At 73.1% G+C, this 10,812-nt stretch carries 6 protein-coding genes; all 6 read left to right on the top strand.

Annotated features, from left to right (window positions below; all coding sequences use genetic code 11):
* Positions 1–1,710 (top strand): BamA/TamA family outer membrane protein (locus KDM41_15250; GenBank protein MCB1184784.1); only part of this gene is annotated, 1,710 nt, incomplete at its 5' end.
* A 47-nt stretch (positions 1,711–1,757) separates the two neighbouring features.
* Positions 1,758–3,896 carry an NAD-dependent DNA ligase LigA gene (gene ligA / locus KDM41_15245; protein ID MCB1184783.1) on the top strand — a complete coding sequence of 713 codons (2,139 nt, stop codon included), beginning with the start codon at positions 1,758–1,760 and terminating at the stop codon, positions 3,894–3,896.
* A complete protein-coding gene (locus tag KDM41_15240) occupies positions 3,880–6,534 on the top strand; it encodes a DEAD/DEAH box helicase (protein ID MCB1184782.1) in 2,655 nt (884 codons plus the stop codon). Before ligA ends, KDM41_15240 begins: the two co-directional genes overlap by 17 nt.
* A gap of 19 nt (positions 6,535–6,553) precedes the next feature.
* Positions 6,554–8,137 (top strand): histidine ammonia-lyase, encoded by a 1,584-nt coding sequence (hutH, locus tag KDM41_15235; GenBank protein ID MCB1184781.1) that lies wholly within the window; start codon positions 6,554–6,556, stop codon positions 8,135–8,137.
* Positions 8,138–8,171: 34 nt separating this feature from the next.
* Positions 8,172–9,497, top strand: coding sequence for an imidazolonepropionase (locus KDM41_15230; protein ID MCB1184780.1), 1,326 nt, complete (start codon positions 8,172–8,174; stop codon positions 9,495–9,497).
* A 114-nt stretch (positions 9,498–9,611) separates the two neighbouring features.
* The coding region (locus KDM41_15225) for a hypothetical protein (GenBank protein MCB1184779.1) at positions 9,612–10,812 on the top strand (1,201 nt) is incomplete at its 3' end.

Below are 10,812 nucleotides of genomic sequence, written 5' to 3'. Positions count from 1 at the left end.
CGCGAGGACGTCCGCTGGCTGCGCGGCCTGGCGGCGCCCGAAGCGGCGCTCACCCTCGCCGCGGCGGCGGCCGACACCGGCGGCCAGGTGCGGCAACTGCTGGACCGCATGGCGGCCGCCGCCCACGTCGAGGCCGATTCGGCGGTCTCGCTGCGTCCGGTCGAGGCGCGCCTGCGTGATCGCTGGCGTGGGCGCGGCCATCTGACCGCCACCGTGACCCTGCGCGGGGACACCCTGCGGGTGGCGCCGGGCCCCGTGTGGACGGTGGGTGCGTGGGACGTCACCGGCGACGACTTTCCGGGCCGCGACCACCTGCTGGACACCTGGCTGCCGCGGCCGGGCGAGCCGTTCCGTCCGGCCGAGATCGAACGGGCCATCGCCCGGGTCCTGGCCGGCACCGGCGAGGCGGGGCACCCCTTCGCGCGCTGGGTCTCCCGCGGCGTGGAGAGCGACACCACCACCCACGCGGTGCGCGTCCTGGCCATGCTCATCCCCGGCCAGGCCGCCCGGCTCGGGCCCATCACCAGCGACCTGCCCACGGCCCGGGGCCGCCGCTTCCTGGCGCGGGCGTCGGGCCTGGGGGCGGGCGAGCCGTTCCGGCACTCGGATCTGGCCCGCGCCGTGGAACGCCTCTACGCCCGCGACCTCTACGCAGCCCTCGGCGAGCCCCAGGTCTACACCACCACGGCCCCCGACACGGTGGGGGTCCACTTCCCGGTGGTGCCCCGCACCAAGGTGAACCGGCTGCAGGTCGTGCTCGGACTCAGCCGCCGCGACGAGGGGGGCAGCCGGCTCAGCGGCGAAGTCGATCTGCGCCTGCCGAACATGGGCGGGTCGGGCCGGAAGTTGCAGGTCGGCTGGCGCGACGACGGGCAGGACCGCAGCCGCTTCGGGTTCTCCTATCTCGAACCGCTGGCCTTCGGCACGGGCCTGGACATGGGCCTGGCGGTGGACAACGAGGTGCAGCGCGACGTCTACACGAGGTTCCGTATCGACAACACCTGGAACCTGCCCGTGGTCGCGTTGTGGGGCGTCGAACTGGGCTTCGGCTGGGACCGCACCACCTACCCCGTCGGTGCGCTCGAACGGACCGGGCGCGTGCGGGCCAGCGGGGCCGTGGAGCATCGCCGCGGCGACCGCTCGCGCAGCGGCTGGGAGGGCATCTTCGGCATCGAGACCGCCTGGCGCAGCGCCACGGCGCGGACCGACTCGAGCACCGGCGCGAGCGCGCAGCTGGGCGAGGCCTCGACCCAGCGGATCCTGCGCGGCGACCTCGGCGGCGAGTGGTGGGTGGGCGGCAGCCTGAGCCTGTTCGGCCGCGCGAGCTTCCGGCAGCTGACGGGCGGCGAGCGCGATGTGCCCCTGTCCGAGCAGTTCCGCTTCGGCGGCGCGAACTCCCTGCGGGGCTACCGGGAGGACGAGTTCCACGGGCGCCAGGCGGCGTGGGGGGCGGTCGAGGCGCGCATCGGAAGGCCGCGGGGCTCACGGCTTTACGCGTTCTACGACCTCGGCTATTATGAGTTCTGGACCACCGACCCGGCCGCCGCCGACCCGGGCGACCTGCTGCGCCGGCGGGGCTGGCCCCGGGGCTACGGCCTGGGCATCTTCGCCCGCACGCCCGGCGGGGACATCTCCCTGGCGGTGGGCTTCCCGGGCACGGTCGATTTCGACCAGGCCAAGTTGCACGTCACCCTGCTGGAAACCTTCTGATCGTCCGGCCCGTCGCGCCCGCGGCCGAGGCCGGAGCGTGGAGCGCCATGGACCAGGCCCCCCTGCCCGACGACCTCACCGCCGCGCGCGCCGAGGCGGCGCACCTGCGCGCCGAACTCGAGCGCCACAACCGTCTCTATTACCGGGACGCGTCCCCCGAGATCAGCGACGCCGAGTACGACGCCCTCGACCGCCGTCTGCGGGCCCTCGAGGAGCGCTTTCCCGACCTGGCCGACGGCGACAGCCCCACCGCCCGTGTGGGCGCCGACACCGACACCCGCTTCGCCAGTGCGCCCCACAGCCGGGCCATGCTCAGCCTGGCCAACAGCTACGAGTTGGCCGACGTGGCGGCCTTCGATGCGCGCCTGCGCAAGGACCTCGGCGCCCGTCTCGAGCGCGAGCCCCTGCGCTACACCGTCGAGCCCAAGATGGACGGCGTCGCCCTGGCCGTGCGCTACGCCGACGGCCGGCTGAGCCTGGGCCTGACCCGGGGCGACGGCCGCGCCGGCGACGTCATCACCGCCAACGCGGCGACCTTCGCCGAGATCCCGGGCACCCTGGCGGACGGCTGGGCCGACGTCTTTCCGGCGCCGGGCGTCACGGCATTCGAGGTGCGCGGCGAAGCGTACCTGGGCCTGACGCGTTTCGCCCAACTGAACGCCGAGCGCGAGGCGGCGGGCCTGGATGTCCTGGCCAACCCCCGCAACGCCACGGCGGGCACCCTCAAGACCCTCGACTGCGAGGAGGTGCGGCGGCGCGGGCTGTCGGTCTTCTTCTACCAGCTCTTCCCGCTGGCGACGGCCGGCGGGGCGGAGCCGGGCCCGGAACACGAATTCCCCACCCACTGCGCCGAGATGGCGGCCATCGCCGCCCTCGGCCTGCCCGCCAATCCGCTCCTGGACACGGCTGCCGACCTGGACGAGCTGGCCGCGCGGCTGGCGGACCTGGAGGCGCGGCGACCGGAGCTCGACTACCAGATCGACGGGGCGGTCATCAAGGTCGACAGCCGCGACCTGCAGGTGCTGGCCGGATTCACGGCCAAGGCGCCGCGCTGGGGGCTGGCCTACAAGTTCGCCGCCGAGGAGGCCGTCACCACCCTGCGCGACGTGACGCTGCAGGTGGGGCGCACCGGCGTGATCACGCCCGTGGCCGAGCTGGCACCGGTGCAGCTGGCCGGCACCACGGTCAGCCGCGCCACGCTGCACAACTGGGACGAGATCGAGCGCAAGGACATCCGCATCGGCGACCGCGTCACGGTGGTCAAGGGTGGCGACATCATCCCCAAGGTGCTGCGGGTGGAAGTCGACGCCCGGCGGGGCGACGAGCGGACGATCCCCGTGCCGGAAGCCTGTCCGGTGTGCGACGAGCCGGCCACGCGGGCCGAGGGGGAGGTGGCGGTGCGCTGCCTGAACCCTCTGTGTCCGGCGGTGCTGGCCGGACGCCTGCGCCACTTCGCCGGCCGCGACGCCTGCGACATCGAGGGTCTCGGCGGCCGCTCGATCGATCTCTTCCTGGCCGAGGGCCTGGTGCGCGGTCCGGCCGACCTGTTCCGCCTCGACCTGGACGTGGTGGCCGGGTTGCCCGGCTGGGGCGAGAAGTCGGCCGAGCGCCTGGGGCAGGGCCTGGCCCGGGCCGTCGAGCGCCCGTGGGCGGCCAAGATCTTCGCCCTGGGGATTCCCCAGGTGGGGGTCACGACGGCGCTCACCCTGGCCCGCCATCATCCGCACATCGACGCCCTGCTGGCCGCCGACGCCGCGGCGCTGGCCGACCTGCCGGACATCGGCCCCATCGTGGCCGACGTGATCACGGCCTTCTTCGCCTCGGCCGGCGGTCGCGACCTGGTGGACCAGCTGCGTGCGGTGGGCTTCTTCCGCGCCAGCGAGGAGCTGCCCCCGCCGGAGGTCGCCGTCGTGGGCGACAACGACTTTGCCGGGCGCGTCTACGTGCTGACCGGGACCCTGCACGAGATGACCCGCAGCGAAGCCAAGCGGGAGATCGAGGCCCGGGGCGGCAAGGTCACCGGCAGCGTGAGCCGCAAGACCGATGTGCTCGTGGCCGGGGAGAAGGCCGGCAGCAAGCTCGACAAGGCGACCGAGCTGGGGATTGAGATCCTCGATGAAGCCGCATTCATAACCGCATTGCAGGACAATCCGTTGGATGTCGGGGCGAGTGGCGATGACGCCTGACGCCGCCGGCAACGAGCGCGACCTGATCCTGCTGCGGGAATGGCCGCGGCCGGGCCGCCCCCTCTGGCTGGGCATCGACCTGGTCACCGGCGACCGCATCGTCGAATTCGACACGCCATCCCACGCCCATCCGGACCATCCGGGAGCCGTCGTGGCGGCCGCGCGCGCCGAACCCGCCGCGACCGCCCGGGACGGGCTGCTCGTGGGCGAAGGTCTCCTGTGGTCCCTGCTGGACCCGCTCGACGCCGGGCACGAGGACGACGCCGGGGGCGACCGCCTGGCCGTGGAGACCGCCCTGCGGTCGGCGGCCCGCCGTTTCCGCCGCCGCCTGGCCTGGTGGCGCGGCCGCGAGTCCGGCCTGCGGGAGGACTGCCGCCGCCTCACCGCCGGCTTCCGGCCCGATCTCGAACCCCTCTTCGACATCCTGGACACGGCGCTCGTGCCCCCCGACCCGTCCGACCCCGCGCCGCCCGCGGCACCCGGACCCGTGGCCGCCGTGTCGCCCCCGGCGCCGGACCCGGCCGCGGTCGGAGCATGGCTCGGCAGCCCGGCGGGCCTGGGCGCCCTGTACGGTCCCGAGTTCGCGCCGCGCGTCGAGCAGGCGACCATGGGGGAGCGGGTGGCGGCCGCCCTGCGCGACGAGCAGGCCCTGTTGGTCGAGGCCGGCACCGGCGTGGGCAAGACCCTGGCCTACCTCGTGCCCCTGGTGGCGAAGGTCGTGGCCCATGGCACGCGCGCCTGCGTTTCGACCCACACCCGGGCCCTGCAGACCCAGATCATGGCGCAGGACCTGCCCCGCCTGCGGCCGCTCCTGGGCGAGCGTCGCTTCACCCTGCTCATGGGGCGCCGCAACTACCTGTGCCTGCGGCAGCGCCGTTCCTATCTCTCGCGACCGGTGGAAGACCTGCCGTCGGCCCTGCGCGCGGTGGCCTTCCGGCTCTGGCTCGAGGAGACGCGCGACGGCATGCGCGACGAGATCGCGGCGCACCCGCTGCTGGCGGTGGAGACGCCCACCCTGTTCGACGCCGCCGATCTCTGCCTGCCCGGACTGTGCTACGAGGGCGACCGCTGTTTCGTCCAGAACGCCCGCCGCCGCGCGCGCGGCGCCGACGTCCTCGTCGTCAACCACAGCCTGCTGCTGCATGACCAGAAGGCCGGCCACACCCTGCTCGGCGAGATCGACCACCTCGTGGTGGACGAGGCCCACCGGCTGCCCGAGGTGACCCTGGAGACCCACGCCGTGGCGGTGGGCCTGTGGCGGCTGGGCGATGTGGAGGAGCTGCTCGGGCAGGTGCGCGGCCGCGGTCCGGTGCCCGAGCGCATCGGGCTGGTGGCGTCGCGGCTCGAGCGTCACGGGCCGGAAGGCGAACGGGCGTCGGCCCTGTGCACCGACTTCGCGGGCTCGGTGCGGCGCGTCTTCAACAGCTTCACCGCCTGGTGGCAGGGTCTCGGCGAGCGGGTCGACGTGCTGCTGCCGGCGGCCCGGCGGGGGCCGGGCCGGGTGCGCATCCGCGACAAGGACGAGGTCTTCGGGGCCCTGCGGCCCGAGTTCGCGGCCCTCGCCGACGACCTGACCGAGGCCGCCGACACCTTCGCCCGGCTCGCCGGCAAGGTCTCCCAGATCGACGACCTCTCGGCCAACCTCGAGGACGACCTGGCGCAGCTCGCCCAGGCGGGCCAGCTCCTGCGTCAGCTGCATGCGGACGTCCACTTCCTGGTGGCCGATCCGGACGACGGCTGGGTGGCGTGGTTCGAGCCCGGTCGGCAGCGCGGCGTCGCCCGCCTCGGCGCCACGCTGCTCGAGGCCGGGGGCGTGCTGCGCGAGGCCTGGCAGGAGAGCGGCCGCACCCCGATCATGACGAGCGCCACCCTGGCCGTGGGCGACGACTTCACCCACATGATGGGCGAGCTCGGCCTGACCCGGCGCCGGCCGGCCTGCGCCACCCACACCAGCCCGTCGCCCTTCGACTACCACGCCCAGGCCCTGGTGCTGACGCCACGCCACTTCCCCGATCCCAACGCGCCCGACTTCGGCCCGGCGGTGGGCGAGCTGCTGGCCGCCCTCATGCACGGCGTCGGTCGCAAGACCATGGGCCTGTTCACGTCTTACCGCCTGATCCGAGAGGCCGCCGACACGCTCGCGACCGCCGGACTGACCGACGATCCGGCCGCGGGCAGCGACGACCCGGTCGTGCTGGCCCAGTCGCCGCGCACCGCCACCGGCGCGCTGCTGGCGCGGTTCCGCCGCAGCCGGCGGGCCCTGCTGCTGGGCACGAACACCTTCTGGGAGGGTGTCGACTTTCCCGGCGAGGATCTCGAGATCCTCGTGGTCACCAAGCTGCCGTTCCTGGTGCCCAACGACCCGTGGGTCGAGGCCCGCTGCGACCGCATCCAGGCCGCCGGCGAGAATCCCTTCACCTCGTTCATGGTGCGCGACGCGGTGCTGCGTCTGCGCCAGGGCTTCGGCCGGCTGATCCGGCGCACGGGCGACCGCGGAGTCGTCCTGATCCTCGACAACCGTTTGCACACCAAAAACTACGGGACTACGTTTCTGCATTCGCTGCCCGTCATGCCCGCCGGCTTCGGCGACACCGCCGACCTGCTGGCCCGCGTGAACGGGTTCTTCCAGCGCACCTGAGTCCGGAGGGGAGCTCGCCGTGAGCCCGTCACCCACCCCGTTCGTGATCGGAGACCACACCCTGGACCTGGCGACCTACGCCGGCATCTGCCGCGGCGAGGTGCCGGTGCGCCTGGGCGACGGGGCCCGCGACCGCATCGCGCGGTGCGACGCCTTCCGGCAGCGGCTGCTCGAATCGGATCGCCGCATCTACGGCGTGAACACGGGCTTCGGGAAACTGGCCGACACGGTGATCCCGTCCGGCGACCTGGCCCAGCTCCAGCGCAACCTCATCCGCAGCCACGCGGTGGGTTGGGGGCGCCCACTCGACCGGGAAGAGGCGCGGGGCATGATCCTGCTGCGGGCGCAGAGCCTCTCCCACGGCTTCAGCGGTGCCCGCGTGGCGGTGGTCGAACAGCTCCTGTGGCTGCTCGAGTCGGGGCTGCACCCCTGGATCCCGTCGCGCGGCTCGGTGGGCGCTTCCGGCGACCTGGCGCCGCTTTCGCACCTGGCCCTCGTGCTCATGGGCGAAGGGCACCTGATCGACGCCGACGGCAACCGCATCCCGGCGGGACCGGAACTGGCGGCGCGCGGGCGCGATCCCCTGGTGCTCGAGGCGAAGGAGGGCCTGGCCCTCATCAACGGCACCCAGCTCATGAACAGCCTCGGCCTGCTCGCGGTCGAGCGCGCCATGCGCCTCGTGCGGCGGGCGACCCTCGCCGCCGCCCTCAGCCTCGAGGCCCTCGAGGGCAGCGCCCTGCCCTTCGGCGAGAGCTACCACGCCCTGCGTCCCCATCGCGAGATCGGCGACATCGCGGCCTGCTTCCGCTCCCTGCTCGCGGGCTCGACCATCCTGAGCGGTCACCGCGACTGCGCGCGCGTGCAGGATCCCTACTCGGTGCGCTGCAGCCCGCAGGTGCTCGGCGCGACCCTCGGCGTGGTGCGGCAGGTCGGCGCGGTGATGCTGCGCGAGGCCGGCTCGGTCACCGACAATCCGGTGCTGCTGCCGGACGAGGAGCAGGTCGTCACCGGCGGCCACTTCCACGGCCAGCCCCTGGCTCTGCAGCTCGACTTCCTCTACCAGGCCGTGAGCGAGCTCGCCGACATCGCCGAGCGCCGCATCAACCTGCTGCTCGGCGGCAACGGCGGGCGGCTGCCGCGCTTCCTGGCCAACGAGCCGGGCCTGGAGTCGGGCCTGATGATCGCCCAGTTCCTGGCGGCCGCCCTCGTCACCGAGAACCGCAGCAAGGCGTTTCCCGCGGCGGTCGACTCGGTGCCCACGAGCGACAACCAGGAGGACCACGTCTCCATGGGCAGCGTGTCCGCGCTCAAGCTCGACGGCGTGCTGTCGCGGGTGGAGGCCGTGGTCGCCCTGGAGATGATCACCGCCGGACGCGCGCTGCAGTACATCACGCGGCCCGAGCTGGCGGCGCGCGGCGGGCGGGAGGCCCTGTCCCTGTCCGGACCCCTGGCCGACCTGATGGAGGCCCTGTCCGGCCGCGTCGATCTCGCCCCGGGCGACCGGCCCCTCAGCGACGACGTCACGAACGTGGCCGCGTGGCTGCGGCGCGGCGAGCTGCCCGGCGCCACCCGCGCCTGCCTGATCACCCTGCAGATCGACTGAGCCCGCGCGGCGGGAGAACCGAGGAGTCCGCGACATGAGCCCCACCGTCCGCCTGACCGACGCCGCCCGCGACGGTTCCGCCGGGATCGACCTGCTGGTCACGAACATCGGCCAGCTCTGCACCCTCGACGTGCCCGCCGCCGACGCCCGCGGTCCGCGGCGGCGCGCCGACATGGGGCTGCTCGGCGAGGTCCCGGACGCGGCGCTGGCCGTGGCCGACGGACGCGTCGCCGGCCACGGTCCGGAAGCCGACCTGTGCGCCGCCCTCTGGCCCGACGGGAAACGTCCTGCCGGCGTCACGGTGATCGACGCCGGGGGCCGCGCGGTCATACCCGGCTTCGTCGATCCGCACACCCACGCCGTCTTCGGCCGCACCCGGCAGGACGAGTACGAGCGGCGCGTGAAGGGGGAGACCTACCTCCAGATCGCGGCGGCCGGCGGCGGCATCCACGCCTCGGTGGCCGACACCCGCACGCGCAGCGAAGAGGAGCTCACCGATCTCACCGTGACCCGCCTGCGCGAGATGCAGGCGTGGGGCACCACCACCGTCGAGATCAAGAGCGGCTACGGCCTGACCCTCGACGACGAGCTGAAGATGCTGCGGGCGGCGCGTGCCGCGGCCGAGCGGACGGGCATGCGCACCGTGCGCACCTGCCTGGCGGCCCACGAGATCCCGCGCGAGTACAAGGACGATCGCGCGGCCTACGTGCGGCTGATCACCGAGGAGATCCTGCCCCGCGTCGCGCGCGAGAAGCTCGCCGAGCGGTGCGATGTCTTCTGCGAGCCGACGGTCTTCGACCTGGAGGAAAGCGTCATCATCCTCAGTCGCGCCCGCGACCTGGGCCTGCGCCTGACGATCCATGCCGACGAGCTGGAGGCCTTCGGCGGCGCCGTGCTGGCCGCGCGGCTCGGGGCCGATTCGGCCGACCACCTCATCCGCATCGACGAGGACGGCCGGCGCGCCCTGCGGGGAGCCTCGACGGTGGCGGTCATGCTGCCGGGCACCGTCTTCACCCTCGGCCTGAAGGGCTACGCCCCGGCCCGCGCCATGGTCGACGAGGGCTGCGCCGTCGCCCTGGCCTCGGATTTCAATCCCGGCAGCTGCCCCATCCTGGCCATGCCCCTGATCATGGCCATCGCCTGCACCCAGATGCGGCTGACCCCGGCCGAGGCCCTGGTGGGGGCGACCCTGAACTCGGCCTGGGCGCTGGGCCTGCAGGACGAAGTCGGCTCCCTGGCGCCCGGCAAGGCGGCCGATTTCCTGATCCTCGACGGCGATGACCACCGCCTGGTTCCCTATCGGGCCGGGCACAACCCCGTCGTGCGGGTTTTCGCCGGCGGACTGGAGATTCCCGCTTAACCCGACGCCTTTTTGGGCGATGTAACCCTTGAGGAAATCGACGGAATTCGCCATCCGAATTCCCGGAACGGCCGGAAACGGCCCATCTAGCGGTTACTGCGGGGGTCTGCACTCTTGTCCAAGCTCAGCACACTGAAGCAGGAAGCCTATCAGGCCGGGAAGAAGAAGAACTGGGCCCAGGCGATCGCTCTGTACGAGCAGATCCTGGAGCGCGACAAGAACAACCCGACCGTGATCAACGAGCTGGGCGACCTCTGCCTCAAGGGCGGGGAGACGGCCCGCGCCGTGCGCCACTTCCTGAACGCCGCCGCCAAGTACCGGGCCACGGGCCTGATGAACAACGCGGTGGCCATCTACAAGAAGATCCTCCGCCACGAGACCGAGAACCTGAACGCCCACTGGTATCTCGCGGAAACCCGCGCCAACCAGGGGCTGGTCGTCGAGGGCGAGAACCACGCGGTCCACTTCCTCGACAACAGCGCCGACGTCACGGGCGACATCAAGGAGATCTTCCTCAAGCGGTGCCGCAGCCTCTTCGACCTCTTCCCGGAGAGCCGGGTCATCCTGTCGCGGCTGGCGCAGATCTTCAACATGTGGACCATGCCGCTCGAGGGCGCGCGCGCCACCTGCCTGCTGCTGTGCATGGACTTTGCCGGCGGCAACGAGAAGGAAGCCCGCAAGGCCATGGACGCCCTGACGGCGAAGGTGCCCGAGCTCCTGAACTATCCCGAGTTCGCCAAGTGGAACGGGCTGCTCCATCCCGGCTCGACGCCGGCGGCACCGGCGAAGACCGGGGCCTTCGCGGACTTCGGTTCGGTCGATCTGGGGGGCGCGCAGCCGGCCGCACCGGTTGCCGACGCGCCCGCCGCGACGCCGCCTGCGGCTCCGGTCGACCAATCCTCCTTCGGCGACCTGGCCCTCGACGGGGGGACGGCGGCGCCCGCGGTCGACGACACGTCCTTCGCCGACGTGGCCGCCGACATCGACGCGCCCGGCGAGAAGGTCGTCGAGATCGAGATCGAGGACGAGTCGCCTCTCCTGCACCACGCGAGCCCCGCCGCCGAAGAGGTCGACGACGAGGGCTGCTTCGCCATCGATGACGAGGGCGGCAGCCTCGACGACCTGGTGGCCGCGGCGGCGGTCGAGGTGGACGCCCCGTCCGGCCCCGAGGCCGAGGATCTCGCGCCCGTTCCCAGCGCCATGGACGCCCTGCTCGACGGGCCCGCGGTGGCGGCGCCCGCCGCGACGGCGGACGAGCCCGGCGTGGACCTGCTGGCCCAGATGCTCGAAGAGGACGGCCCGGACCTGATCGCCG

The organism is bacterium, assembly GCA_020440705.1.
Lineage (GTDB): Bacteria > Krumholzibacteriota > Krumholzibacteriia > LZORAL124-64-63 > LZORAL124-64-63 > JAGRNP01.
Note: the sequence above shows the minus strand (reverse complement) of the source record. Positions and strands in the feature narration are given on the sequence as shown.

What these genes read in the sequence shown, in the direction of transcription:
- ligA (MCB1184783.1), top strand. Translation starts at nt 1,758, where the DNA reads ATGGACCAGGCCCCCCTGCCCGACGACCTCACCGCCGCGCGCGCCGAG.
- KDM41_15230 (MCB1184780.1), top strand. Translation starts at nt 8,172, where the DNA reads ATGAGCCCCACCGTCCGCCTGACCGACGCCGCCCGCGACGGTTCCGCC.